At 70.1% G+C, this 24,675-nt stretch carries 23 protein-coding genes; 15 read left to right on the forward strand and 8 right to left on the reverse strand.

Annotation, left to right across the window (positions count from 1 at the left end; all coding sequences use genetic code 11):
- Window positions 1-109: 109 nt before the first annotated feature.
- The 4 genes from KK483_RS30525 (at window position 110) to KK483_RS30540 (ending at window position 3,772) form a co-directional block, all read left to right on the forward strand.
- Window positions 110-763 carry a hypothetical protein gene (locus tag KK483_RS30525; RefSeq protein WP_262008444.1) on the forward strand — a complete coding sequence of 218 codons (654 nt, stop codon included), beginning with the start codon at window positions 110-112 and terminating at the stop codon, window positions 761-763.
- Window positions 764-868: 105 nt separating this feature from the next.
- Window positions 869-1,123: a ferredoxin gene (locus KK483_RS30530; RefSeq protein ID WP_262008445.1), complete on the forward strand. Its 255-nt coding sequence runs from the start codon at window positions 869-871 to the stop codon at window positions 1,121-1,123.
- Complete coding sequence (locus KK483_RS30535; RefSeq protein WP_262008446.1) at window positions 1,113-2,507, forward strand: NAD(P)/FAD-dependent oxidoreductase; 1,395 nt, start codon at window positions 1,113-1,115, stop codon at window positions 2,505-2,507. Before KK483_RS30530 ends, KK483_RS30535 begins: the two co-directional genes overlap by 11 nt.
- A 26-nt stretch (window positions 2,508-2,533) precedes the next feature.
- A complete protein-coding gene (locus KK483_RS30540; protein ID WP_262008447.1) occupies window positions 2,534-3,772 on the forward strand; it encodes a cytochrome P450 in 1,239 nt (412 codons plus the stop codon).
- 131 nt (window positions 3,773-3,903) lie between these two features.
- Here KK483_RS30540 and map read toward each other — a convergent pair whose 3' ends face one another.
- Window positions 3,904-4,671 carry a type I methionyl aminopeptidase gene (map, locus tag KK483_RS30545; RefSeq protein ID WP_262008448.1) on the reverse strand — a complete coding sequence of 256 codons (768 nt, stop codon included), beginning with the start codon at window positions 4,669-4,671 and terminating at the stop codon, window positions 3,904-3,906.
- A 41-nt stretch (window positions 4,672-4,712) separates the two neighbouring features.
- On the opposite strand from map, the gene KK483_RS30550 reads away from it, so the two are divergent.
- The 8 genes from KK483_RS30550 (at window position 4,713) to KK483_RS30585 (ending at window position 13,417) form a co-directional block, all read left to right on the forward strand.
- Window positions 4,713-4,964: a helix-turn-helix domain-containing protein gene (locus KK483_RS30550; RefSeq protein WP_262008449.1), complete on the forward strand. Its 252-nt coding sequence runs from the start codon at window positions 4,713-4,715 to the stop codon at window positions 4,962-4,964.
- A gap of 22 nt (window positions 4,965-4,986) precedes the next feature.
- Entirely contained in the window at window positions 4,987-5,376 is a 390-nt protein-coding gene (locus KK483_RS30555; RefSeq protein WP_262008450.1) for a PPOX class F420-dependent oxidoreductase, read from the forward strand.
- Window positions 5,377-5,472: 96 nt separating this feature from the next.
- Window positions 5,473-7,056 (forward strand): UL36 very large tegument protein, encoded by a 1,584-nt coding sequence (locus tag KK483_RS30560; RefSeq protein WP_262008451.1) that lies wholly within the window; start codon window positions 5,473-5,475, stop codon window positions 7,054-7,056.
- Between the two features lie 169 nt (window positions 7,057-7,225).
- Window positions 7,226-8,068: a nitrilase-related carbon-nitrogen hydrolase gene (locus KK483_RS30565; protein ID WP_262008452.1), complete on the forward strand. Its 843-nt coding sequence runs from the start codon at window positions 7,226-7,228 to the stop codon at window positions 8,066-8,068.
- Window positions 8,065-9,345 carry an aspartate aminotransferase family protein gene (locus KK483_RS30570; protein ID WP_262008453.1) on the forward strand — a complete coding sequence of 427 codons (1,281 nt, stop codon included), beginning with the start codon at window positions 8,065-8,067 and terminating at the stop codon, window positions 9,343-9,345. Before KK483_RS30565 ends, KK483_RS30570 begins: the two co-directional genes overlap by 4 nt.
- 23 nt (window positions 9,346-9,368) lie before the next feature.
- Window positions 9,369-10,778, forward strand: coding sequence for a dihydropyrimidinase (hydA, locus tag KK483_RS30575; RefSeq protein WP_262008454.1), 1,410 nt, complete (start codon window positions 9,369-9,371; stop codon window positions 10,776-10,778).
- Between the two features lie 9 nt (window positions 10,779-10,787).
- Complete coding sequence (locus KK483_RS30580) at window positions 10,788-11,786, forward strand: TIGR03842 family LLM class F420-dependent oxidoreductase (RefSeq protein WP_262008455.1); 999 nt, start codon at window positions 10,788-10,790, stop codon at window positions 11,784-11,786.
- Window positions 11,787-11,887: 101 nt separating this feature from the next.
- On the forward strand, window positions 11,888-13,417 hold the full coding sequence (locus KK483_RS30585; RefSeq protein WP_262008456.1) for an NCS1 family nucleobase:cation symporter-1: 1,530 nt from the start codon (window positions 11,888-11,890) through the stop codon (window positions 13,415-13,417).
- Between the two features lie 893 nt (window positions 13,418-14,310).
- On the opposite strand, the gene KK483_RS30590 is transcribed toward KK483_RS30585, so the two are convergent.
- From KK483_RS30590 to KK483_RS30615, 6 genes are all read right to left on the reverse strand, one after another.
- A complete protein-coding gene (locus tag KK483_RS30590) occupies window positions 14,311-15,048 on the reverse strand; it encodes a class I SAM-dependent methyltransferase (protein WP_262008457.1) in 738 nt (245 codons plus the stop codon).
- 34 nt (window positions 15,049-15,082) lie between these two features.
- A complete protein-coding gene (locus KK483_RS30595; RefSeq protein WP_262008458.1) occupies window positions 15,083-15,517 on the reverse strand; it encodes a nuclear transport factor 2 family protein in 435 nt (144 codons plus the stop codon).
- Window positions 15,518-15,565: 48 nt separating this feature from the next.
- A complete protein-coding gene (locus KK483_RS30600) occupies window positions 15,566-16,597 on the reverse strand; it encodes a hypothetical protein (RefSeq protein ID WP_262008459.1) in 1,032 nt (343 codons plus the stop codon).
- Between the two features lie 39 nt (window positions 16,598-16,636).
- Window positions 16,637-17,833 carry a cytochrome P450 gene (locus tag KK483_RS30605; RefSeq protein ID WP_262008460.1) on the reverse strand — a complete coding sequence of 399 codons (1,197 nt, stop codon included), beginning with the start codon at window positions 17,831-17,833 and terminating at the stop codon, window positions 16,637-16,639.
- Entirely contained in the window at window positions 17,830-18,513 is a 684-nt protein-coding gene (locus KK483_RS30610; protein ID WP_262008461.1) for a tRNA-dependent cyclodipeptide synthase, read from the reverse strand. Before KK483_RS30610 ends, KK483_RS30605 begins: the two co-directional genes overlap by 4 nt.
- A 323-nt stretch (window positions 18,514-18,836) precedes the next feature.
- A complete protein-coding gene (locus tag KK483_RS30615) occupies window positions 18,837-18,974 on the reverse strand; it encodes a hypothetical protein (RefSeq protein WP_262008462.1) in 138 nt (45 codons plus the stop codon).
- A 794-nt stretch (window positions 18,975-19,768) separates the two neighbouring features.
- On the opposite strand from KK483_RS30615, the gene KK483_RS30620 reads away from it, so the two are divergent.
- From KK483_RS30620 to KK483_RS30630, 3 genes are all read left to right on the forward strand, one after another.
- A complete protein-coding gene (locus KK483_RS30620; RefSeq protein WP_262008463.1) occupies window positions 19,769-21,169 on the forward strand; it encodes an amidase in 1,401 nt (466 codons plus the stop codon).
- Between the two features lie 25 nt (window positions 21,170-21,194).
- Window positions 21,195-21,791, forward strand: a complete 597-nt coding sequence (locus KK483_RS30625) for a TetR/AcrR family transcriptional regulator (RefSeq protein WP_262008464.1) — start codon at window positions 21,195-21,197, stop codon at window positions 21,789-21,791.
- A gap of 115 nt (window positions 21,792-21,906) precedes the next feature.
- The gene (locus tag KK483_RS30630) at window positions 21,907-23,490 is read left to right on the forward strand and encodes an FAD-binding oxidoreductase (protein WP_262008465.1); all 1,584 of its coding nucleotides are present in this window, start codon (window positions 21,907-21,909) and stop codon (window positions 23,488-23,490) included.
- A 41-nt stretch (window positions 23,491-23,531) separates the two neighbouring features.
- Here KK483_RS30630 and KK483_RS30635 read toward each other — a convergent pair whose 3' ends face one another.
- Entirely contained in the window at window positions 23,532-24,584 is a 1,053-nt protein-coding gene (locus tag KK483_RS30635; protein WP_262009748.1) for a lipoyl protein ligase domain-containing protein, read from the reverse strand.
- Window positions 24,585-24,675 lie beyond the last annotated feature (91 nt).

The raw sequence follows: 24,675 nt of genomic DNA on the forward strand, positions 1-24,675 counted from the left end.
CGTGTCCGCGCGGTCGATTCGGGGGCGCGCCGTCACCCTCACGCGCCGTCCCGCTGGCGTCCGTGCGCGCTCGGCGGCTTGCTGGAGGTGAGAAGAAAGCGAGCCGTCCATGGAGCCGAAGAGCGACCGGCTGAGGACCCCCCGCGCCGCCGGGCTGGCCGGAATCGTGTTCGCGGTGCTGCTGGGAGCCGCGATCGTGCTGGTCCGGCTGGGGCTGCCACCGGGCGGCGTCGACGCCGCCGACGGGAGCAACCCCCACCGCACGCGTGCCGTGCGGGTGGCGCTTGAGCTCGTGCCGTTCGCCGGGATCTTCTTCCTGTGGTTCATGGGGGCCCTGCGCGCCCGGGTCGGCGACGCGGAGGACAGGTTCGTCGCCACGGTCTTCATGGGCAGCGGACTCGTCTTCGTCGCCTCCCTCTTCGGCGCCGCCGCGGCGGCCGGCAGCGCCCTGAACCACCCGGAGACCGGGGAGTTCGGTCGCAATTTCGCGCTGACGCTCCTGACGACGTACGCGATGCGCATGGCAGCCGTCTTCATCTTCGCGAGCTCGACCATCGGGCACCGCCTCAGAGTCTTCCCGCGCTGGCTCGGCGTGCTCGGCTACCTCTCGGGGCTGGTCCTGCTCTTCGCGGGGCCGGCGTTCCCGTGGTCGGAACTGATCTTCCCGTTCTGGTCCCTGGTCGTCAGCGTGCACATCCTCAGGGTCGGCCTGCACGCCCGGCCCCGGGCGGCCACGGAGACCGGCGTCTCCGGCACGGCCTGAGTGCCGCGCGGTCACCCGGCCGGCCCGCTCCGGCGAGCCGTCCCCGGCCCGGCCGCGCATGCTGGACGAGGGGGATGACCGGGCCACGGGAAGGGCTGATCCTCGGTGAGGCTTGTCGTCGATCTCAACCGCTGCCAGGGGTACGCGCAGTGCGCGTTCCTGGCCCCCGACGTCTTCGCCATGCACGGCGACGAGTCGCTGCTGTACAACCCGGACGCCGACGAGGCACAGCGCGAGTACGTCGAGCGCGCCGTCGCCGCCTGCCCGGTCCAGGCCATCCTGGTGGACCAGGTGGAGACCCCGGCCGGAGCCGCAGCCGGAGCCGCAACATCCGCCCAGGAGGCACCCCGTGAGCGTTGACGGATTCCTCCAGCGGCTCAGGAGCGAGGGCCGGATCGTCGTCGTGGGTGCGTCACTGGCCGGCCTCAGGGCCGCCGAGACCCTGCGCGCCGAGGGCTTCACCGGCACCCTCACGCTCATCGGCGACGAACCGTACGAGCCGTACGACCGGCCCCCGCTGTCCAAGCAGGTGCTCCTCGGCAGGGCGAGCGCGGAGCACACCGCCCTGCCGAGGCGCCGTGCCATCGACGCGGAGTGGCGTCTCGGCGTGCCGGCCACCGGCCTCGACATGGCAGCCAAGCGGGTGCGGCTGGCCGACGGCGACGAGGTCCCGTACGACCGGCTGCTGATCGCGACCGGCGTGCGCGCCCGGCCGTGGCCGAACGAGGCGGAGGCCGGCCTCGACGGGGTCTTCGTGCTGCGCACCCGCGACGACGCGGTGGCGCTCCAGCGCCGGCTCGCGGAGGAGCCCCGCCGGGTCTTCGTCATCGGCGCCGGTTTCACCGGCTCGGAGATCGCCTCCGCCTGCCATGAGCGCGGACTGCCCGTCACCGTTGCCGAACGGGGCGACGCGCCCCTGGTCGGCGCGCTCGGCGGGGTCGTCGGCCGGGTCGCCGCGGAGCTCCAGCGCGAGCACGGCGTCGACCTGCGCACCGGTGTCATGGTCACCAGGCTGGAGGGGGACTCGGCCGGCCGGGTCCGCGCCGCCCATCTCTCCGACGGCAGCGAGGTCGAGGCCGATGTCGTCGTGGTGTCCCTCGGCGCGACCCGCAACACCGAATGGCTCGCCGGTTCCGGGCTCGGCGCGGGCCCCCGCGGCATCGCCTGCGACGCCGGCTGCCGGGCCTTCGACATCCGCGGCATCGTCACCGACGACATCTTCGTGGCCGGCGACGTGGCACGCTCCCCGCACCCGCTCTTCGGGTACCAGTTCCTGTCACTGGAGCACTGGGGCAACGCGGTCAGCCAGGCCGAGATCGCCGCGCACAACATGCTCAGCGACAGCGTCGACCGCCGCCCCCACATGTGGGTCCCGGCGTTCTGGTCCTCGCAGTTCGGGGTGAGCATCAAGTCCGTCGGCGTGCCGTCCATGGGTACGGAGATCCTCATCGCCCAAGGCGCCCTCGCCGAGCGCCGGTTCACCGGCGTGTACGGCTACCAGGGCCGCGTCATCGGCGCCGTCACCTTCGACCAGACCCGCTGGCTGGAGTTCTACCAGCACCTCATCGAGACGACCGCGCCGTTCCCGCCGCCGTTCCCCACCGTCGACCGGCGCTCCGACGGACAGCGCCCCCTCCCGGCCGACTTCCCGGACCCGTCGGTGCCCACGCACGGGCCCACCGTCACCCTCAGCGGGTACTCGCCGGCCGACCGGCGCATCACCTTCACCCCCGGCCGTCACTGACCCGCAAGGACTCGTAAGGACCCGCCATGACGCAAGCCTCGCTCCTGCGGCAGATCATCGACTACTCCAACCGCCCGAACCCGTATCCGCTGTACGCGGAGCTCCGCAATACGCCGGTGGTGCGCGAGCCGGACGGCGCCTATGTCGTCAGCACGTACTGGGAGATCGAGAGTCTGCTCCACGATCCGCGGGTCAGCTCCGACGCCCGCAACCTGTCCGTACCGCCCACCGACGACCTCTCGGAGCCGGAGGCGCAGTCGGCGCTGCCGCCGAGCTTCATCCGCCTCGACCCCCCGGAGCACGACCGGCTGCGCCGGATGGCGAACCGCTCCTTCGGGCCGCCGCACTCCCCGCGCCGCATCAACGACATGCGCGGCGAGCTCGCCGAGATCGTCACCGGACTGATCGACGGCATCGGGGACACGAGCCGGTTCGACCTCGTCGACCAGTTCTCGTACCCCTTTCCCGTGACCGTGATCTGCCGGCTGCTCGGCGTGCCGCGTGAGGACGAGCCGCGCTTCCGCACCTGGGTGGACACGCTGGTCACCGGTCTCGACCCGCGCAGGGGCGACGACGAGGCCGAACGGAACCGGGTCTCGAACGAGGCCAGGACGCAGCTGGGCATGTATCTGGCCGGACTGGTCGAGGAGCGCCGCAAGAAGCCCGGCGACGACATGCTGTCCCAGCTGACGACCGGCACCCACGGTGCGGACGGCTCCATGACGACGATCGAGGTCATCACCACCTCGGTCCTGCTGCTGATCGCCGGCCACGAGACGACGGTCAACCTGATCACCAACGGGATGCTCACCCTGCTGCGCCACCCGGAGGTGCTCCAGCGGCTGCGCGAGGATCCGGCCTACTCCGTGCCCATCGTCGAGGAACTGCTGCGCTACGAGCCCCCGGTGCAGCTGCTGCCGAACCGCACGGTCCTCACGGACGTCGACATCTGCGGTGTCACGATCCCCAAGGGCGCCTCGCTCTGGCTCGTCGTGGCCTCCGGCAACCGGGACCCGAAGCGCTTCAGCGACCCCGAGACCTTCGATCCGGACCGCGGGGACATCCAGCACCTCGGCTTCGGCAGCGGCATCCACAGCTGCTTCGGGGCGCCGCTCGCCCGGCTGGAGGCGCAGCTCGCACTGAGCGAGCTGGCCCGCAGGCTGGACAACCCCCGGCTGCTGGAGGATCCGCCGGAGTACCGGCAGAGCGCGGTGCTCCGAGGCCCCCGCCATCTGGCCCTGGCCTGCGACGGCATCCGCCCCTGACCACCCCGCGGCCCGTGAGCCGCCGTCCGGTGACGGCTCACGGACTGCCGCCGCTGCGGCTGCGGTTGTGCCTGCGGTCGTGACTGCACCCGCGGTCACCGCAGGGCCGCGGCCTCGTCGGCGGGAGGCGGCTACGGCGCGGTGAGGATCCGGGGCCCCTCGTCCGTGATCGCCACCGTGTGCTCGGCGTGGGCCGCGCGGGAACCGTCGGTCGTCCGCAGCGTCCACCCGTCGCGATCGGTCCAGTAGCCGTCGCCGCCGCCCCCGATCAGCATCGGCTCGATCGCGAGCACCATCCCGTGGCGCAGCGGCATGCCGCGGCCGGGGCGGCCCTCGTTGGGGACGCCCGGGTCCTCGTGCATCGTCCGGCCCACGCCGTGCCCGCCGAAGCCGGACAGGATGCCGTATCCGGCGGCCCGGCAGACCCGGCCGATCGCATGGGAGATGTCGCCGATGCGATTGCCGACGACCGCGGCGGCGATGCCCGCGTCCAGCGCCTCGTACGCCGTGTCGACGAGTCGGACGTCCGCCGGGCGGGGCCGGCCGACGGTGAAACTGATCGCCGAGTCGCCGACCCAGCCGTCCAGGACCGCGCCGCAGTCGATGCTCACGAGGTCGCCGTCGCGCAGCCGGTAGCCGTCCGGGACGCCGTGCACGATCGCGTCGTTGACGGACGCGCAGACGACGGCGGGGAACGGTGTGGGGGCCCAGTCCGGCCGGTAGTGCAGGAACGGCGAGCCGGCGCCCGCCTCGCGCAGCACGGCTCGCGCGCTCTCGTCCAGGTCCCGCAGTGTGACGCCCGTGGCGGCGCGGTCCCGTACGGCGGCGAGCGCCTCGGCGACGACCCGCCCGGCGGCCCGCATGGCGTCCAGTGACGCATCTGTCTTGATCTCCACCATGCCAATTACTATACCGGTCGGGGCGGTATTACCATGACGGCATGGTGCGCACCCCTCTCACCCCCGAAGAGCGTGAACGCGGCGAGCGGCTCGGCCGGTTGCTCCGCGAGGCGCGCGGCTCCCGCAGCATGGTGGAGGTCGCGGCCGCCGCCGGAGTCTCCGCCGAGACCCTGCGCAAGATCGAGACGGGCCGTGCGCCGACGCCCGCCTTCTTCACCGTCGCGGCACTGGCGGGGGCACTGGGCCTGTCCATGGACGAGCTCATGGCGCGCTGTGCCCTCGTGCCCGTGTGACACGAGGCCGTAGGGTCGCGCCATGGACCTCCAGGAGCTCGCCCGCGCCAAGTACGTCAGCCTCACCACCTTCCGCAAGGACGGCACGGGCGTCGCCACGCCCGTCTGGTTCGCCGTCGACGCCGGTGTGCTGTACGTCTGGACCCGCTCCGACTCGTGGAAGGTCAAACGGCTGCGCCGGGACGACCGCGTGACCCTCACCGCGTGCGATGTGCGCGGCCGGATCGCGCCGGGCGCGGAGCAGGCGGAGGGTACGGCGCGACTGCTGGACGGCGATCAGCTGAAGCGGGTCCGCGGTCTCCTCGCCCGCAAGTACACCTGGCAGTTCTGGCTCGTCGACCGGCCGGCCGCCCTGGTGCGCCTCGGCAAGCGCCCGCACACGGGTATCGCGGTGACGCCGCGGACACGTTGAGCGATCCGCACCGCCGCTGAAAACTGCGCGTAGCGGTCCCGTAACACGGCTGGGGTCGAATGCCTGCGAACCCGAGGCGGAAGAGGCGGGCCCACGATGGCGGTCTATCAACTCCCCGTGGAAGTGAGGGCGTTCGCTCAGTACCTGAGGGAGCTGACGGAGCGCCTCGACCGGGACGGCGGCTGGTACGGCGTCTTCCGGCAGCGAGACCCTGACGGGCTCCTCGCGTGCCTGAAGGGCGCGGAGGTCCCGCCCTGGGACGTGGTGGAGTCGCTGCTCGACGACCTCGCGGCGGCGGGCGGCGGCGAGGACGTGCACCGGCGCAGGACGGCGCAGGGCCGGGCCCTGCACGCGGCGGCCGCCGCCGCCCACGACCGCCGCCCCGGCGGCCGCGAGGCCCTCCGGCAGCGCCTGGAGCTGATGCGCCGCGCGCAGGCGCACGCGATGGAGCGCGGCGACACGCTGCTGCGGCAACTGGCCGCCGTGGCCGAGGACAGCCCGGAGTACCAGCGCCTCGCGAACGAACTGTCGTGGACCAACGACGACCACACCCGCGCGACCGCGCGGGTCGCCGAACTGGCCGCCCGTATCGCGGCGCTGCCCGCGGACACGTTGAGCGATCCGCACCCGCAGCCGGGTTGGGGCCGGCCACGGCCCGGCTCCGGGCAGCCGGCCGCCGCGGAGGCCGCCCCCGGGGAGGGGGCCGGGCTCCGGGCCGCCCCGGCCTCCGGCCTGCCGGGGGTGCCGGCTTCCGGGGTCTCCGCCGAGGCGCGGACGCCGGAGCCCGGCCCGGCCGGCGACCCCTACGTGCCGTCCCCGGCCGGGTTCCCCGACGCGTGGTTCCGTGACGGCGAAACCGGCGGGGGAAGCCCGGCCGAGGGGCAGGCGGAGGCCGGCGGGCCCGCACAGGCGCCCAGGCGGCGCGGTGGTGCCGGGAAGCGGCGGCCGCGCGGGGCGCGGTACGCCTGGCTGGACGTGGAGGACGACGACGGCGAGCAGGCAGGCGGCGGCGAGGCCGTCGCCGTGCCCGTACTGCCCGTGGCCGACGTACGGCCGCGCGGGGCGCGGTTCGGCGGGGGAGAACGCGAGCAGGACACCGGGACGGACACCGGGACGGCGGAACCGGCGGCCGCATCCGCCGCTTCCGCGGACGCGCACCGCGCCGCCACCGAGACCGTCGCCGCGCTCCTGCGGCTGCGCGCCGGCGGCCGCAGCGGCGAGGCGCACGCCCTGCTCTGCGAGGCCGCCGTGCGTCCGTCCGGCTGGCTGCCGGTGCTCGCGGCCGAGCTGAACCGCGCCGGACTCGGCGCCGACTGGGCGACCCTGCTCTGGGAGGCCGCGTCGCTGCCGCCCGAGCGGCTCGCCGAGGCCGCGGGCGCGCTCGCCGCGGCGGGCAGGCCGGAGGACTGCGGGCAACTGCTGCGCCAGGGCGTCGCCCGCCCGGCAGCCGAGATCGCCCACGCCGTGCTCGCCCTCACCGACGCCGGCGGGCGCAGCGAGGCCGACGCCCTCCTCGCCGCGTTCGTCCGGGCCCGTACCCCCGAGGACGCCGCCCAGCTCGCCGCCACCGATCCGCGCAGGCTCGTCCCGCACCTGCTCTCCGCGGCCCGTGCGGTCTCCGGTGACCGGGAGCGCGATCTCGCCCACGCGCTGCGTGTCGCAGGATTCGTAAGCGCCTGAAAACGTACGGTATACGCTGTTTGTCGACCGCTCGGGTGCGAAACATGATCGACACTGGTGGTTGACGACGATGGTCTTGCCCCAGTGTGTGACGGGGCTTACGTTCTCCTCCTACGCACCGTGTCTACGTGCGTAGAAGCTCTCTGACGTCCTGTCGAAGGAGCAGCTCATGACCAACGTCGTACGCGCCGCACTGGTCCAGGCGACCTGGACCGGCGACACCGAATCGATGATCGCCAAGCACGAGGAGCACGCCCGTGAGGCGGCCCGGCAGGGTGCCAAGGTCATCGGCTTCCAGGAGGTCTTCAACGCGCCGTACTTCTGCCAGGTGCAGGAGGCGGAGCACTACCGCTGGGCCGAGCCCGTCCCGGACGGCCCCACGGTGCTGCGCATGCGCGACCTCGCCCGGGAGACCGGCATGGTGATCGTCGTCCCCGTCTTCGAGATCGAGGGCTCCGGCTTCTACTACAACACCGCGGCGGTGATCGACGCCGACGGCACCTACCTCGGCAAGTACCGCAAGCACCACATCCCTCAGGTCAAGGGCTTCTGGGAGAAGTACTACTTCAAGCCGGGCAACGCCGGCTGGCCCGTCTTCGACACCGCCGTCGGCAGAGTCGGCGTGTACATCTGCTACGACCGCCACTTCCCCGAGGGCTGGCGCCAGCTCGGCCTCAACGGCGCCCAGTTGGTGTACAACCCGTCCGCGACCTCCCGCGGCCTGTCCGGCTACCTGTGGCAGCTGGAGCAGCCCGCGGCCGCCGTCGCCAACGAGTACTTCATCGCCGCGATCAACCGCGTCGGCCAGGAGGAGTACGGCGACAACGACTTCTACGGCACCAGCTACTTCGTCGACCCGCGCGGCCAGTTCGTCGGCGACGTGGCGAGCGACAAGGAGGAGGAACTGCTCGTCAGGGACCTCGACTTCGGACTGATCGAGCACGTGCGGCAGCAGTGGGCGTTCTACCGCGACCGCAGGCCCGACGCCTACGACGGGCTGGTGCGGCCGTGAACGACCTGTACGACCGGCACCGGGCCGTCATCCCCGACTGGGTCGCCCTCTACTACCGGCAGCCCATCGAACTCACCCACGGCGAGGGGCGGTACGTCTGGGACGCCTCCGGCAACCGCTACCTCGACTTCTTCGGCGGCATCCTCACCACCATGACCGCCCACGCGCTCCCCGAGGTCACCAAGGCGGTGAGCGAGCAGGCCGGACGGATCATCCACTCCTCCACGCTCTACCTCAACCGCCCCATGGTCGAGCTCGCCGAGCGCGTCGCCGCGCTCTCCGGCATCCCCGACGCCCGCGTCTTCTTCACCACCTCCGGCACCGAGGCGAACGACACCGCCCTGCTGCTGGCCACCGCGTACCGCGGTTCGAGCCAGATCCTCGCGATGCGCAACAGCTACCACGGCCGCTCCTTCTCGGCGGTCTCCGTCACCGGCAACCGCTCCTGGTCCCCGACCGGGCTCTCCCCCGTGCAGACGCTGTACGTGCACGGCGGCGTCCGCACCCGCGGGCCCTACGCCCACCTCTCCGACGCACAGTTCACCGAAGCCTGCGTCGCCGACCTGGAGGACCTGCTCGGCCACACCCACGACGTCGCCGCGCTGATCGCCGAACCGGTCCAGGGCGTCGGCGGCTTCACCTCCCCGCCCGACGGGCTGTACGCCGCGTTCCGCGAGGTGCTGGAGCGCCGCGGCATCCTGTGGATCTCCGACGAGGTGCAGACCGGCTGGGGCCGGACCGGCGACCACTTCTGGGGCTGGCAGGCGCACGCCGAGAACGGCCCGCCGGACATGCTCACCTTCGCCAAGGGCATCGGCAACGGCATGTCCATCGGCGGCGTCGTCGCCCGCGCCGAGATCATGAACTGCCTCGACGCCAACTCCATCTCCACCTTCGGCGGCTCACCCGTCACCATGGCGGCGGGCCTGGCGAACCTCACGTACACGCTGGAGCACGATCTCCAGGGCAACGCCCGCCGCGTCGGCGGACTCCTCATCGAGCGGCTGCGCGCCATCGGCGCCGCCGTCCCCGCCGTCCGCGAGGTCCGCGGCCGCGGGCTGATGATCGGCGTCGAACTGGTGCGGCCCGGCACGGACGAGGCGGACCCGGAGGCGGCAGCCGCCGTACTCGAAGCCGCCCGCGAAGGCGGCCTGCTCATCGGCAAGGGCGGCGCCCACAACACCAGCGTGCTGCGCGTCGCGCCCCCGCTGTCGCTGACCGTCGCCGAGGCCGAGGAAGGCGCCGCGATCCTCGAACGGGCCCTGCGCGGCATCTAGTTCCACAAGGGAGACCAGGAACCATGAGCAACCGCACCCTGATCCGCGGCGGACTGGTCATCACCGCCGCCGACGAGACCCATGCCGACGTCCTCGTCGAGGACGGCCGCATCGCCGCACTCGCCGCGCACGGCTCCACCGCCGCCGAGAGCTGGGCCGAGGCCGCCGACCGCACCCTCGACGCCACCGGGAAGTACGTCATCCCGGGCGGTGTGGACGCCCACACCCACATGGAGCTGCCCTTCGGCGGCACCTTCGCCTCCGACACCTTCGAGACCGGCACCCGGGCCGCCGCCTGGGGCGGCACCACCACCATCGTGGACTTCGCCGTCCAGTCGGTCGGGCAGAGCCTGCGCGAGGGACTCGACGCCTGGTACGCGAAGGCCGACGGCAACTGCGCCGTCGACTACGCCTTCCACATGATCATGGCCGACGTCAATGAGTCCTCGCTCAAGGAGATGGACCTCCTCGTCGAGGAGGGAGTCACCTCCTTCAAGCTCTTCATGGCCTACCCCGGCGTCTTCTACAGCGACGACGGACAGATCCTGCGCGCCATGCAGCGCGGCTCCGCCAACGGCGGGCTGATCATGATGCACGCCGAGAACGGCATCGCCATCGACGTCCTCGTCGAACAGGCCCTGGCCCGCGGCGAGACCGACCCGCGCTACCACGGCGAAGTACGCAAGGTGCTGCTGGAGGCGGAGGCCACCCACCGCGCCATCCAGCTCGCCCGGGTCGCGGGAGCACCCGTCTACGTCGTCCACGTCTCGGCCGAGGAGGCCGTCGCGGAGCTCGTCACCGCGCGCGACAAGGGGCTGAACGTCTTCGGCGAGACCTGCCCGCAGTACCTGTTCCTGTCCACCGACAACCTCGCCGAGCCGGACTTCGAAGGCGCCAAGTACGTGTGCAGCACACCGCTGCGACCCAGGGAGCACCAGGCGGCGCTCTGGCGCGGGCTGCGCACCAACGACCTCCAGGTGGTCTCCACCGACCACTGCCCCTTCTGCTTCTCCGGCCAGAAGGAGCTCGGCCGGGGCGACTTCTCCAAGATCCCCAACGGTCTGCCGGGCGTGGAGAACCGCATGGACCTGCTCCACCAGGCCGTGCTCGACGGGCACATCTCCCGGCGGCGGTGGATCGAGATCGCCTGCGCGAGCCCCGCCCGGATGTTCGGGCTCTACCCGAAGAAGGGCACCATCGCGCCCGGCGCCGACGCCGACATCGTCATCTACGACCCGGGCGCCTCACAGGTCCTGTCGGCCGAGACGCACCACATGAACGTCGACTACTCGGCGTACGAGGGCAAGCGGATCACCGGCCAGGTGGAGACCGTCCTCTCGCGCGGCGAGACCGTCATCGACCGGCGGGAGTTCACCGGCCGCGCCGGCCACGGCGTGTACACCCCGCGCTCCACGTGCCAGTACCTGAACTAGGAGGTCCCCGTGGACTTCGGACTCGTCCTCCAGACCGATCCACCCGCCTCGGAAGTCGTGGGCCTGATGCGGCGCGCCGAGCGCAACGGCTTCCGCTACGGCTGGACCTTCGACTCCGCGGTGCTGTGGCAGGAGCCGTTCGTCATCTACAGCCAGATCCTGGAGCACACGCGGAAGCTGCACGTCGGCCCGATGGTGACCAACCCCGGGACCAGGACCTGGGAGGTCACCGCGTCGACCTTCGCCACGCTCAACGACATGTACGGCAACCGGACGGTGTGCGGCATCGGCCGCGGCGACTCCGCCATGCGCGTCGCCGGCCGCAAGCCCAACACCCTGGCCAGGCTCGGTGAGGCGATCCCCGTCATCCGCGACCTCGCCGAGGGCCGCGAGGCCGTCGTCGACGGCCGGCCCGTGCGGATCCCCTGGGTGCGCGACGGCAAGCTGCCGGTGTGGATGGCGGCGTACGGGCCGAAGGCGCTGGAGCTCGCCGGGCAGAAGGCCGACGGCTTCATCCTCCAGCTCGCCGACCCCTACCTCACCGAGTGGATGGTGAAGGCCGTGCGCGAGGCGGCGGCGCAGGCGGGCCGCGACCCGGACGCGGTCACGATCTGCGTCGCGGCACCGGCGTACGTCGGCGACGACCTGGCCCACGCACGCGACCAGTGCCGCTGGTTCGGCGGCATGGTCGGCAACCATGTCGCGGACCTGGTCACCCGGTACGGCGAGCACTCCGACATGGTGCCGGAGGCCCTGACCGCGTACATCAAGGAGCGCCAGGGCTACGACTACAGCCACCACGGGCGCGCCGGGAACCCGTCGACGGACTTCGTGCCGGACGAGATCGTCGACCGCTTCTGCCTCCTCGGGCCCGTCTCCGCGCACATCGAGAAGCTGGAGGCGCTGCGGGGTCTCGGCGTGGACCAGTTCGCGGTGTACGCGATGCACGACGCGCGCGAGGCCGTGATCGACGCGTACGGGGAGCACGTCATCCCGGCCGTCGGCTGACCGGCGCGACGGCCGCGGGGTGCGCCGCGGCGCACCGGCGCCACCGCCGCAGGCCGCCCGCCGCGGCGCACCCACGCAACCCCCACCGAAAGGTCCGCGCCATGACCGACACCGCCGCCATACCGCCGACCCCCGCCGCCCAGCTCACCCATGCCGACGGCCGCGTCGAGCTCGCCCCGGGCACCCGCCCCGCCGACGGGCCCTTCGTCAACGACGACCTCCTGCCCGTCCCCATCGCCCGGCGCCGCTGGACGACGTACAACTTCACCGCGCTCTGGGTCGGCATGGCCCACAACATCCCGTCCTGGCTGCTGGCCTCCGGGCTCGTCGCGCTCGGCATGGACTGGAAGCAGGCCGTCTTCACGATCGCGCTGGCCAATGTGATCGTGCTGCTGCCGATGCTGCTCACGGGCCACGCCGGCCCCAAGTACGGCATCCCCTTCCCGGTCCTGGCCCGCGCCTCCTTCGGGCTGCGCGGGGCGAACCTGCCGGCGCTGATCAGGGCAGCGGTGGCCTGCGCCTGGTTCGGCATCCAGACCTGGATCGGCGGCCAGGGCATCTTCGTCCTGCTCGGCGCGATCTTCGGCGGCTGGGCGGAGACGGCCGAGATCGCCGGCCAGCCGTGGACCCTGTGGCTGTGCTTCGCCGTCTTCTGGGTGGTCGAACTGGCCATCATCTACCGGGGCATGGAGACCCTGCGCCGCTTCGAGAACTGGGCGGCGCCCTTCGTGATCGTCGGCGCGCTCGTGCTGCTGGTGTGGATCGCGGTGAAGGCGGGCGGCTTCGGCCCGCTGCTCGACCAGCCGTCGAAGCTCGGCTGGGGCGAGGACTTCTGGCCGGTCTTCTTCCCGTCCCTGATGGGAATGATCGCCTTCTGGTCCACCCTGTCGCTGAACATCCCGGACTTCACCCGCTTCGGCGCCGGCCAGCGCGCCCAGGTGTGGGGGCAGTCCCTGGGCCTGCCCACGACCATGACGCTGTTCGCGCTCCTTTCGGTGTTCGTCACCTCCGGATCGCAGGCCGTGTACGGGGCCCCGATCTGGGACCCGGTCCAGCTGGCCGCCAAGACCGACAACGTCTTCGGGCTCCTCTTCGCCCTGGTGACCGTCCTGATCGCGACGATCTCCGTGAACATCGCGGCGAACGTCGTCTCACCCGCGTACGACCTCGCGAACCTCGCCCCGCGCTTCATCAACTTCCGCACGGGAGCGCTGATCACGGGCGTCGTCGGCGTGCTCATCATGCCGTGGAAGCTGACCGAGACCCCCGAGCTCTACATCTTCACCTGGCTGGGCCTGGTCGGCGGCCTCCTCGGTACGGTCGCCGGCATCCTCATCGCCGACTACTGGATCATCCGCCGCACCCGCCTCGCGCTGGCGGAGCTCTACACACCGGGCTCCCGCTACTGGTACACGGCCGGCTGGAACTGGCGCGCGGTGGCCGCCTTCACCGTCGGCGGCGTCCTGGCGGTGGGCGGCTCCCACTCCGCCCCGGGCAAGGGCCCCTTCCCCGCGGACGGTCTGATCCCCTTCCTGAAACCGCTCGCGGACTACGGCTGGGCGGTGGGCCTGGCGGCGTCGCTGCTCCTGTACACGCTGCTGATGCTGCCGCGGCGGGGGAGGGAGCGCTGAACTCGTCCGGACCCGGCGGACAGGCTTCCGATGGCGTCACTCGCGCCGGGGCGCAGCCACAAGCCGGACGTACTTGCCCTCATCCGTCCTCACCCAGACCACTGGCCAAGGAGACCGAACTCCGCTCCGTGCAAGGGAGGCGGCAGACAGCGGGGCCATGAAGCGTTCGCTCCCGAAGGAAGGCGTCGACGGACGTCAGGATCTGTGTCCTTGGAGTCACCTCCCCGGCACGCGTGTAGTTGATGTCGGGGCCGGTGCTCCCCTGGCCGTCCACCCGCTTTTCGGGCGGCGGCCGAACGTGTCGGACTCGTTGCTGCGGATCCGGCGTGAGGGATTCGGCAAACGACTTGATGAGCTTCTACGAGACGCAGTGATGCAGAGTCTGTTGGACTCCCGGGTGAGGCCGACAACTCCCTGTGAGGCAGTCTGCTGATGTCTCTCCGTCAGCCTGGCGCCTTCTGCCGCGTCGGGGGCGTCGAGGGCCTGGCTCATCACTGCCTTCGCGGCGTCCATGTCCTTGGCGGGCACGCGACTCGCGCTGGCCCGGCGGCAACGCGCTTTCAAGTGCCGCCGCCCCTGCCGTTTCATCGCTCCGGGTCAGAGCACCGGCGGCCGTTCAGCACAGGCGTCGGGCCCCTGCGAGCCGAAGGCAGTCGTTGTACTCCCCAGGCCCCCAGGCGGGAGGAATTTGCCAGCTGGACGAGGAACGGAAGCATCTGCTGGCCGACCCACGCGTACGAGACGAAGCTGGACATGGACGTCACCCAGGTAAGCGAGCAGGAGCCGGCTCTCTCCGGCTTCGGCACAGCGCCCTGACGGGTCGCTCCTCTCACAGCGGACTTCTCCACGCTACGAGGGAAGGGGCAGATGGCTTCTCATGAGGAGGTCGCCTCCTACCCCGCCTCCTTCACAGCGGCGATGATCGCGGCGTGCGGTACATGGAGATATGGCTGGAAGAAGGCCGCGTCGGGCTCTGGCTCCTCGGACAGCCGGTGCGCTCGCCACTCCAGAGCCGTGAACCCGGCCTCGGCCAGGGCTCTCTCCAGCGTCGGAGCACTCCAGTAGCGAGCGGTGACATGCACGTCGTATTCGTTGAACCGCAGATTGAGGTCAAGTGCAGCGCCGTCCACCCGGGCGCCGTCCATCTGCAGCCGGAAGCCGTAGCGGGTGTAGTAATCCGGATCCGTGGGGAGTTCGGGGTTTGCGACCAAGGTGAGGAACCGGCCTCCGGGGCGCAAGGCGCGGGCAGCCGTGTCACACAGCCCGACAAGGTCGCTGTAGCGAGTGGCGTAGGGCAACACATAGGCCCCCAGGACCAGATCGAACGTCCCATTCACTTCCGATGGCAGCGATCCGGCCAGGTATTGGATGCCGAGCCCCTCCTGCTCCTCACGACGGACGGCGTAGTCGATCATCCCTGTGGAATCGTCAAGTCCGATGACCGATGCCGCGCCATGCTTCGCGAGCCAGCGGCTGTAGACACCACTGCCGCATCCGAAGTCAAGGATGCGCAGCCCATCAGGTGGACCGATCAGCGCACGGACGCTCGGAAACTCAAGGTGGCGTCGGATTGGAAGCTCGGACAAGTCCTCGAACAACTGGGCCAGATTGTCGTACTGACTGGGAGCCACGGAACACCTCCACTGTTCGGGTTGCGGAACCCAACTAAGGCTCCGAGCGGCCGATCATCTCGACCGGGTTCCAGTAATCCGTCACCCTCTGGATCGTGCCGTTCTCGTTGAACTTCAGAATGCTGACGCCGCGCACCTCGTACCTGCTGCCGATAACGGCACCCTCCAACGGCTCCGGCATCCTCTTGGCAACCGTCCCAGTGTTGACCCATTGCACAGCCGCATCCAAGCCTGAAACAATAATGGTCATGAATGCAATATGCGTGTCCGGGGTAACGGAAAACCATTCCCTGCATGCGTGTTCGACCACTTCGGATCCGCTGCAAGTCATCCCGCGTGCGACATCATCCAAATAGCAGTCTGCTGCCATGAAACTTGCATACGCCCTAGCGTCGTGCCGGTTGAACGACTCAACCCATTCCTGTGTGAGTGCCCTGAGATCGGGCCTGCTTGTTTGCTGAGCTGTCATCAGTTTCCCCTCTGTCGACGGCTTCTATTGCTGTTTGTCGATGGAAAGCTAGACAAGAACGCCTTCGCAGGTAACCGGAACGCCGTCAAGGGAAACGGTGCAGTTGCGCATGGGGAGATCAAGATGGTACGGCGTCCACCGGTTCTCGACGAGGTGCGGACCAGTGGAGATCAGGAAGTTTCCTGCTGCAGCTCGTGCGTCCATGCCGACTACCGATCCCTTGTCGTACATGCCTAGTGAAAGCCAGTCGGCACTGGTCATCAGGCCCCAACCGATATGGGAGATCATGCGTGCCGCATCGTCGCCGGCATGGTCGAAGAAGGTGCGCAACATAACCGCCTCCAAGCCCCCACCGATATCGGTAATCCGGCCTGCCTCGATGACAAGGGACACGGGGCTTGAAACGTATTCTTTGAGTGGAAAAATCACATCCCCTACATCGAAGACGAGCGTTCCTTGGACACCGGAGGTTCGCGGCCAGCACAACACCATGGTTGCCGGCCAGTGATCCCAGCGTCCGGGCTCGTCTGCGAATCCGCACTGGAACATCGGGTGGCTGTCCTCAAGGGAGACGCGAAGGTCTGTTCCCGCTTGCGAGACGACATGCATGCTCTTGGCCCTCCCAAGTCGTTCAGCGGCCTTCTGAGCCGTCTCCTTGTCCTGTGGTTTGGGAAGGCTCCTGGAAAGCACGTCGGGAGGTTCACACACGTATAGCATTCGTGTGCCAGCGTGGAGTATGTCGCCCAGGAAGGGAGTATGCGCCATTCCCTCCAATGTCAGATCCACGACGAAGTCCACCGCCTTCAGCAAGTCCTGAGCGGCTTGGTTGTGTTCCAACGAGAGCAGTCCGTAGCTTGTCCCGGTCCGCGCGCTGGGCAGCGGGGCGGGGGAGCCTCCGGGCAGGGTCAGAAGTGCCACATCCGCTCCGAGACCACGCGCCGCAGCGAAAGCCGCGGCGGCGTAGTCACCGCGGCTGGACGGCTCAGTGAGTACGACGAGGCTTTCCCTCTTGCGGACCGCACACAATTCCAGTTCAGCCGTAAACAAGGACGTCAGGTCTGCACCAGTGAGGTCAATCATGGGTACCTTCCCTATCGGCAACGAGGAGGGCTTTTCGTGTCACCACGCAACCGGCAGGACAGTAGGGCGAGTGAACAGAATGTCGTCGTCCCACGGTACTTCGTCCGCAGCAACAGCCAGGGTCAGGGTGGGGAAGCGGCCGAACAGTTCTTGCATAGCGATGTGAAGATAGAGCCGGGCCAGGCTCGCGCCGAGACAGTAGTGCGGGCCATGGCCGAAAGTCAGCCCATCATTCTCACGGGAGGCGTCGACCTTTTCCGGATGAGAGTAATAGGACGGATCCCAGCAGGCGGCCAGGAACGGCGTCACCACAGCATCACCCTTCCTGATCCGTACCCCATGCAATTCGACATCCTCTGTCGCTACACGAGGGTTGGACAGGTAACCATTATGGTGATAGCGCAAGAGTTCATCGACTACCGGCGGCCAGCCATCGGGATGTGCGATCATCCGATCCGCGTAACCTGGAAGTCGCAGCAATGTGGCGGTGAACGTCCCGGTTGGGGAGATCAGCGGGTCCACGCCCGTCACCATCAGGTAATCGACTGTGCCAATCAATTCTTCGTGGGACAGAACCCCGCGGTGGTAGGCGTGGATCAACGCGCCGATAGGCCCATCGGTGGAACTGGCGCCTTCCTTCGCGGCGATTACCTCTCGGGCCATGGCGCTGATTTGTTCCGTAGCGTCCGCTACTGATTCCTGCTCGCCAGTTTGATTCGTCTGCACCCGGAAGAACTCGTGGTACTTTTGCCGCAGCCGGGGCGAGATGCCGAGCATCTGACAGTTGAAGCGCAAGGCCAGAGGTTCAGCATAAGACGTCATCAAGTCGGTGGGATTGATCCCGTCTGTCATGGCCTGGAGTAGATCGCGTGCGTGATGACGGATCACATCTGCATATCCGGCCACAGAAGTGCGCGTATAAAAGGGTGCCAGGACCGACCGGATCCGGGTGTGATCGGGCGGATCGAGATTGAAAATCCCTCCCTTTACACTATTGAAATCTTCCCCTGAGATCCGGGGAGCATGCGGATAGGTGAGATTGCGGGTGAACCGCCTGTGATCGGCAGCGACCGCACGAATATCCTCTCGCCGCGTCAGCAGCCACATTACCGAACCTGACGGCATTCGCACGGGACACACTGGGTGCTGCGCCCGCAACTCGGCATAAAGCGGCGGTGGGGTTCCGTGTTCTCCTGGAGGGAAGGGCCACGTCAGTACATCTTCGGAAGCGGTCACGGGACTTTCTCCTCGATGCGGGGTGAAATGCTCACCTTTACGAAGCCATGCCGGTCTGCTGGCATAAGTTCTGGGATCTCACCGTTCAGCAATGCTTCCTGCAGGGGCCACGAGTGGGGATAGGCGAACACCGCGCTCGGGGCATCAACCACCCCGGCGGCATCCATGAGATATGGCAATTCCGCCAGCACGTAACAGCGATTCAGCGCAACTTGGCCCGGTGTGGGAGTCGTGTCGAGTACTTGCCGCAAGTGCTCGGAGGTCGTGCGATCACACCACTGCCGCACCCGTTCTGAGCTCTCGTAGGCTGCCGCAACCTGTTGACTGAGATCCCTGTAGCGAGGATGTCCAGCCTTTTTCGTCCACGTATGTGTCGCGGGTGCGAGTCCAGCCTGTTCCAACGCATTACGCGCCGGCGACCGAAGATTCTTCACGGCATGCTTGACTTTCCGGACGGCGGCCAATGGAGGGCTACCGGCGGCGATCGCCGCAAAACTGGCTTCGTAGCCGGGAAGGAGTACCTCAACACGGTCGAAGTGATCTGCACCCCAACGAATCAGCGTGCGGACTGTTCCGGGTGTGAAGAATGAGTTGAATGCCGAAAGTCCGAAAACTATGCACTTACCCTCGTTCATTACATCCTGGCAGTGGTCGCGAAACGTACTCGCCTGGATTTGCACCGGTGTGTCCTTTGCTTCGATTTGCGGTCGATCGGAAGCCAGCGAAGGTAGAGGTCAATGGCGATCGGTGAGCCTCTGTCACCTGTCCGAGGAGGATGAAGTTCCTCGGAGCGCCGCAGTGAACGCCAGGCCCTGGATGATCTCGTGGTGGGGTCTCTGGCGAATCTGAGCCATGCCCCTCTGCCCCCCCCTTGCGCGTTGAAGCGGGCGATCCAGCAGGCTGCGGTGATGTGCCAGTGCTACGGCCCTGGAGCCCGTCGGGCAGGTCGTCCATCGGCCAGTGAGGACCTGGTCGGCGCGGGCCCTTGTGCGCACGTACAGCGTCAGCGCAGTGCAGTGTCACCTCGCCGCACGTCGCGGGTCGTGTCCCGCACATCCTGCGCGTACGACTGAAGGGACTGCTCGCCACGGTGCCCCTGCGCCAGGACGTCCGCGATGTTGGCCCCGGCCGTGTCGTCCACTCGGTCCCGGATGGTCGGTCACGGTCCCTCGCCACTCATGACCTGAGTGTTCCTCGTTAACCGCTGTACCGATGTTCCCCAGGGCCGGTGGGGGGCGGCGGCGCCAGGTCCAAGGTCCTCTTCGGTGGCCGCCATTCGCTGTGCTTCTGGCTATCGCATTGACTGCGATGGCCGTGTTCCGCGACACATGCCTGGCCGAGGGAGCTCTTGCCGGCTCCTTCCTCCGTCGACGCAGTGCAGATCATGGGCATTTCGTTGAATTACAGGTAATTCAACGAGCTGTAATTTCTCCACAAAGCGCCAATATCTGATCAAAGAGTGACATCTTAGTGAAAGGCTGTCAAGATGGTTCTTCTCTTGTGGTGCGGGTAACTCGAACTGGGCGGCTGCATGTTGGCGACGAGAGAGTCGGATGGGTAGTGCCTCGTCAAGCCCGGACTGCTTGAGGTGTGCCTCGGCGTCGCCGACGCGCCCCTCGGTCGTGGCCGAGTGGAGGCAAGCGGTTGTCGCTCAGATGCCGAGCTGCGGCCATGGAGGGCCCGGAATGGGGCAGCGGGCTTGGAGGGCTAGGTGTATTGCCCTGTGACACCAGGCCGGAAGGCCCTCACCCATTTCAAGATCCCTCAGCCGAGACCTGCATCACCGTCCACAACCTCCGGGGACAGAACACCTAGGCCTTGGTCGGGTGAATTCTGTGCGGTGCAGGGCTTGTTGGGGTGGTTGATCGGTGGTCTGTCTGTAGTTACCCTCCAGTTCTGTTCGTTCGAACGAACGATAAGGAGCCGAGGGTGACCATGTCCACCGCTGATTTCACCGGACTCGCCGAACAGGCAAGGATGCTGAGGGAGGGCCAGGTCACCGCGCGGGAGCTCGTCGCCGCGTCCCTCAAGCGCATCGAGGCGAGCCAGCCCGTGCTCAACGCCTTCCGGCATGTGCGCACCGAGGACGCGCTCGCCGAGGCCGACGCGGCCGACCGGCGGCTCGCGGCGGGGGAGAGGCTGCCGCTGCTCGGCGTCCCGGTCGCAGTCAAGGACGACACCGATGTGGCCGGGCTCCCCACCCTCTTCGGCTGCCGCGGCGAGATCGCCCCCGCCACCGCCGACGGCGAGCCGGTACGGCGGCTGCGGGCCGCCGGGGCCGTCGTCGTCGGCAAGACCAACGCCTGCGAACTGGGCCAGTGGCCCTTCACCGAGGGCCCCGCCTTCGGCGCCACCCGCAACCCCTGGTCGCCCGCGCACACCCCGGGCGGCTCGTCCGGCGGCTCCGCGGCCGCCGTCGCCGCCGGACTCGTGGCCGGGGCCCTCGGTTCCGACGGCGCGGGCTCCATCCGCATCCCCTCGGCCTGGACCCATCTCGTCGGCATCAAGCCACAGCGCGGCCGGGTCTCGCTCCATCCGCACACCGACGCCTTCCAGGGCCTCGCCGTCAACGGCCCGCTCGCCCGCACCGTGGCCGACGCCGCCCTCCTCCTCGACGTCGTCCAGGGCCCGCACCCCGAGGACCGCCACCGGCCCGGCGCCGTCGACGCGTCCGCCGCAGCCCGCCGCGACCCCGGCCGGCTGCGCATCGCCCTCGCCTGGCGGCCCCCGCTGACGCTGACGGGCGCCGCACCCCATCCCGACGTCCGCCGCGCAGTGACGGCACTCGCCGAGACCCTCGCCCGGCTCGGCCACCACGTGGAGGAGGCCCGGCCCCGCTACGGCCTCATCGGCCTCGGCTTCGTCCCCCGCGGCACCGTCGGCGTCGCCGAGGCCGCCGCCCTGCACCCCGAACCCGCCCTGCTCGACCCGCGCACCCGCACCGCCCTGCGCAACGGCCGCTTCCTCGCCGGCCGGATCGTCCGCGCGGCCCGCGCCCGCGAAGCCCGCCAGCACCGCAGGATCGGCGCCGTCTTCGCCACGTACGACGTCGTCCTCACCCCGACCACCGCCGCGCCCCCGCCGGCCATCGGCACCTTCGACGGACTCGGTGCCTGGCGCACCAACGCGGCGATGGCCGCGGCCTGCCCCTACGCCTGGCCGTGGAACGTGCTCGGCTGGCCGGCGATGAACGTCCCCGCCGGGTTCACCGGCGACGGACTGCCCGTCGGCGCCCAGTTGCTCGGCCCCGCGGGCGGCGAGGAGCGGCTCGTCTCGCTCGCCGCGCAGCTGGAGGCCGACCGGCGCTGGCACGAGCGGTACCCTCCGGCCCCCTGATCAGGTGTGACGCGCCGGTGGAACAATGACCCGCATGTCCAGCGAGTCCGTCACGCCCGCCACGGCGCCGATACCCCCGACGCGGCAGCGCATCATCGGTGCCGTCCTGCGCATCATCGGCCAGGACGGCGTCGCCGCGGTCACCAACCGGCGGATCGCCAAGGAGGCGGAGGTCTCGCTCGGTTCGGTCACCTACCACTTCACCAGCCAGCACGAGCTGCTGCGCGAATCGCTGCTGCACTTCGTCCGCGAGGAGACCCTGCGCCTCACCGAACTCGCCGACGCCGGCGAGGCGCAGGGCGTCGACATCGACGGAGCCGCCTCGCTGGCCGCGCAGGTCGCGGACGGCACGGCCTTCGACAGCGCGCACATCGCCCCCTTCGAGCTCTACATCCAGGCCGGGCGGGACGAACGGCTGCGCCCCGCGGCCGCGGAGTGCTTCGCCGCGTACGACCGCCTGGCCGTGCAGATCCTCACGGCCCTCGGCGTGCCCGACGCCCAGCGCCTCGCGGCGACGACCGTCGCCCTGGTCACCGGCCTCCAGCTGCGGCGCCTGGCCACGGGCTCACCGGCGGAGGACCTCACGGACGCGCTGCTGCTGCTCGTACGCGGCTCCGGCTGACGGGGCGGGCCGGCCGGACCTGCTGAGCGGCCGGGCCGGCGAGCACGGAACCCGCCGCCTGTTCCTCGCATCCTCCCGGTCGGAAGCCGACCAGGGTGAGGGCAGGGGGCAGGGCATGAACGGGACGGCCACGGGCGAGGGATCGGCCACCACGAGGGCCGGTGGGCTCACCCGGCGCGGGCTGCTGGGCGCGGGCATGGGCGCGGCGGCCGCCGGCCTCCTCGCGGCCGGGGCGCCCGCGGCCATGGCGGGCCGGGCCCCCCGTGCCCCGCGCGCCGGTGACTGGGCGGCGCTCGCCCGCGGTCTCGACGGCACACTCGTCCGGCCGGGCGGCCGCGACTACGACACCGCGCGCACGCTCTTCAACCCCCGCTTCGACGGGCTCAGGCCGGCCGGGATCGCGTACTGCGCACGGACCGAAGACGTCTGCAGCTGCCTGGAGTTCGCCCGTCGGCACCGGGTCCCCGTCGCGGTACGCAGCGGCGGCCACTCGTACGCCGGCTGGTCGTCAGGGCCCGGACTCGTCGTCGACGTGCAGAAGATGGCGTCCGTCGCGCTCTCCGGGACGACGGCGACGATCGGCGCCGGGGCCAAACTGATCGACGTCTACGCCCGGTTGACGGCACACGGGCGGACCGTGCCCGCCGGGTCCTGCCCCACCGTGGGCATCTCCGGGCTGGCGCTCGGCGGCGGCATCGGTGTTGTCAGCCGCGCCTACGGCCTGACGAGCGACAGCGTCACCGGCGCCCGCATCGTCACGGCCGACGGCCGGATCCGGTTCGTGGACGCCCGGCACGAGCCCGACCTGTTCTGGGCGCTGCGGGGCGGCGGCAACGCCCAGTTCGGCGTCGTCACCGAGCTGCGGCTGCGCACCCACGCGGCGCCGCGGTGCACCACGTTCTTCCTGAGCTGGCCCTGGTCGCAGGCCGCGGCCGTCGTACGCGAGTGGCAGCGCTGGGCCCCCACCGCCCCCGACGAGATCTGGGCCAATCTGCATCTGTCCGCACCCGCCGGGGGACGGCCGGGCTCGGTCCGGGTCGGGGGCCTGTCCCTCGGCGCCCGCGGTGACCTGGAGAACCGTCTGGACCGCCTGGCCGACGCGATCGGCAGGCCCGCGCGGTCGGTGTCGGTGCGCACCCGCCCGTTCATGGACGCGATGAAGGTGATGGGCGGGGTCTCCGGCTTCACCGTCGCACAGGCCCATCAGCGCGGCAGCCTGCCCGGCCGCACCCCGCAGGGGCGCGTGGCGCGCGAATCGTACGCGGCTCGCTCCGACTTCTACACCCGGCGCATTCCCTCCGACGGTGTGCGGGCGCTGCTCGCCCGGGTGGAGCGGCTGGCGGCGCTCACCGGGGGCGGCGCCGGAAGCGTGGCCCTCGACGCCCTGGGCGGCGCGGTGGGGCGGGTACGGGCGGCGGACACGGCGTTCGTCCACCGCACCGCGCTGTTCCTGGCCCAGTACATCGTGTCCTGGCCGGAGAGCGCCTCCGCGACGACCGTGGCCGGGCACCAGGCATGGCTCGACGGCACCCACGCGGCGATGCGGCCCTGGGCGAGCGGTGCGGCGTACCAGAACTACACGGATCCCAAACTGCGGGACTGGCGCCGGGCGTACTACGGCGCGAACGCCGACCGGCTCGCGCACGTGAAGGCGGCGTACGACCCGGGGCGGTTCTTCCGCCACCCGCAGGCGTTCTGACGGCCGGCCTCCCCGGCCGACCCCGACCAACCCCCGTCGTCCTACGGCACCCGCGCGGTCCACTCGGGCGTCGCGAACTTCGTCCGCGCCAACTCCTGTGCCCGCGCCATCTCCTCGTCCGTCACCCCGCCCTCCGTCAGCCCGTACCGGCCGCGGAAGGAGTCGATCATCCGCTCGATGACCGCCTCGCGCGGCAGACCGGTCTGGCGGCGCAGCGGATCGACCCGCTTCTGCGCGCTCTTCGTGCCCTTGTCGGAGAGCTTCTCCCGGCCGATCCGCAGGACGTCGACCATCTTGGCGGCGTCGATGTCGTACGCCATCGTCACGTGGTGGAGGACCGCCCCGCCGTCCGCCACCCGCTTCTGCGCGGCGCCCGCGATCTTGCCCGCCTCGGTGGTGATGTCGTTGAGCGGCTGGTACCAGGCCCTGATGCCCATGTCGCCCAGCGCGCCGAGGACCCAGTCGTCGAGGTAGGCGTAACTGTCCGTGAAGGAGAGGCCGGAGACGAGCGAGCCGGGCACGGAAAGCGAGTACGTGATGGTGTTTCCCGGCTCGATGAACATCGCCCCGCCGCCGGAGATGCGCCGCACCACCGTGATGCCGTGGCGTTCGGCGGCGGCCGGGTCGACCTCGTTGCGCAGCGACTGGAAGCTCCCGATGACCACGGCGGGGGCACCCCACTCCCACACCCGCAGCGTGGGCGGCCGCCGCCCGGCCGCGACCTCGGCGGTCAGGACCTCGTCGAGCGCCATGTGCAGCGCGGGCGGCTGGGGACCGTCGTGGACGAGCTGCCAGTCGTGGTCGGTCCAGTCGGTGGCCTGCGCGAGCGCGCGGCGCACGGTGACGCCGATGCCCTCCGTGGTCAGCCCGTACATCTCGGTGCCGGGCGGCAGCGCCGCCTCGATGCGCTGTGCCAGCGCGGCGGTGTCGAGGTCGGCGGGCGCGCCCTCCAGGGCGCGGTCGATGGCCGGGAGGGCCTCGTCTGGCTCCAGGAAGAAGTCACCGGCCACCCGGACGTCCCTCAGACGGCCGTCCTCGACATCGAGGTCGACGATGACGAGCTTGCCGCCCGGGACCTTGTACTCACCGTGCACCGCTGCCTCCCACGTGCTCACCGCGGTAACGACAACGCCGCCCTTGACCTCGCCATTCCCGGGCGCCGCGCGGCGGGGTGCGGTTGGGTGT

Origin of the sequence: Streptomyces sp. FIT100, assembly GCF_024584805.1 — a bacterium.
In the GTDB taxonomy this organism is placed as follows: Bacteria; Actinomycetota; Actinomycetes; order Streptomycetales; family Streptomycetaceae; genus Streptomyces.

Bases quoted from the DNA above. Each gene is read 5' to 3' on its own strand.
- KK483_RS30585 (WP_262008456.1), top strand. From the start codon at position 11,888: ATGACCGACACCGCCGCCATACCGCCGACCCCCGCCGCCCAGCTCACC.
- KK483_RS30525 (WP_262008444.1), top strand. From the start codon at position 110: ATGGAGCCGAAGAGCGACCGGCTGAGGACCCCCCGCGCCGCCGGGCTG.
- KK483_RS30565 (WP_262008452.1), top strand. From the start codon at position 7,226: ATGACCAACGTCGTACGCGCCGCACTGGTCCAGGCGACCTGGACCGGC.
- KK483_RS30620 (WP_262008463.1), top strand. From the start codon at position 19,769: ATGTCCACCGCTGATTTCACCGGACTCGCCGAACAGGCAAGGATGCTG.
- KK483_RS30540 (WP_262008447.1), top strand. From the start codon at position 2,534: ATGACGCAAGCCTCGCTCCTGCGGCAGATCATCGACTACTCCAACCGC.
- KK483_RS30630 (WP_262008465.1), top strand. From the start codon at position 21,907: ATGAACGGGACGGCCACGGGCGAGGGATCGGCCACCACGAGGGCCGGT.
- KK483_RS30625 (WP_262008464.1), top strand. From the start codon at position 21,195: ATGACCCGCATGTCCAGCGAGTCCGTCACGCCCGCCACGGCGCCGATA.
- KK483_RS30595 (WP_262008458.1), bottom strand. From the start codon at position 15,517: ATGACAGCTCAGCAAACAAGCAGGCCCGATCTCAGGGCACTCACACAG.
- KK483_RS30555 (WP_262008450.1), top strand. From the start codon at position 4,987: ATGGACCTCCAGGAGCTCGCCCGCGCCAAGTACGTCAGCCTCACCACC.
- hydA (WP_262008454.1), top strand. From the start codon at position 9,369: ATGAGCAACCGCACCCTGATCCGCGGCGGACTGGTCATCACCGCCGCC.
- KK483_RS30560 (WP_262008451.1), top strand. From the start codon at position 5,473: ATGGCGGTCTATCAACTCCCCGTGGAAGTGAGGGCGTTCGCTCAGTAC.
- map (WP_262008448.1), bottom strand. From the start codon at position 4,671: ATGGTGGAGATCAAGACAGATGCGTCACTGGACGCCATGCGGGCCGCC.
- KK483_RS30550 (WP_262008449.1), top strand. From the start codon at position 4,713: ATGGTGCGCACCCCTCTCACCCCCGAAGAGCGTGAACGCGGCGAGCGG.
- KK483_RS30600 (WP_262008459.1), bottom strand. From the start codon at position 16,597: ATGATTGACCTCACTGGTGCAGACCTGACGTCCTTGTTTACGGCTGAA.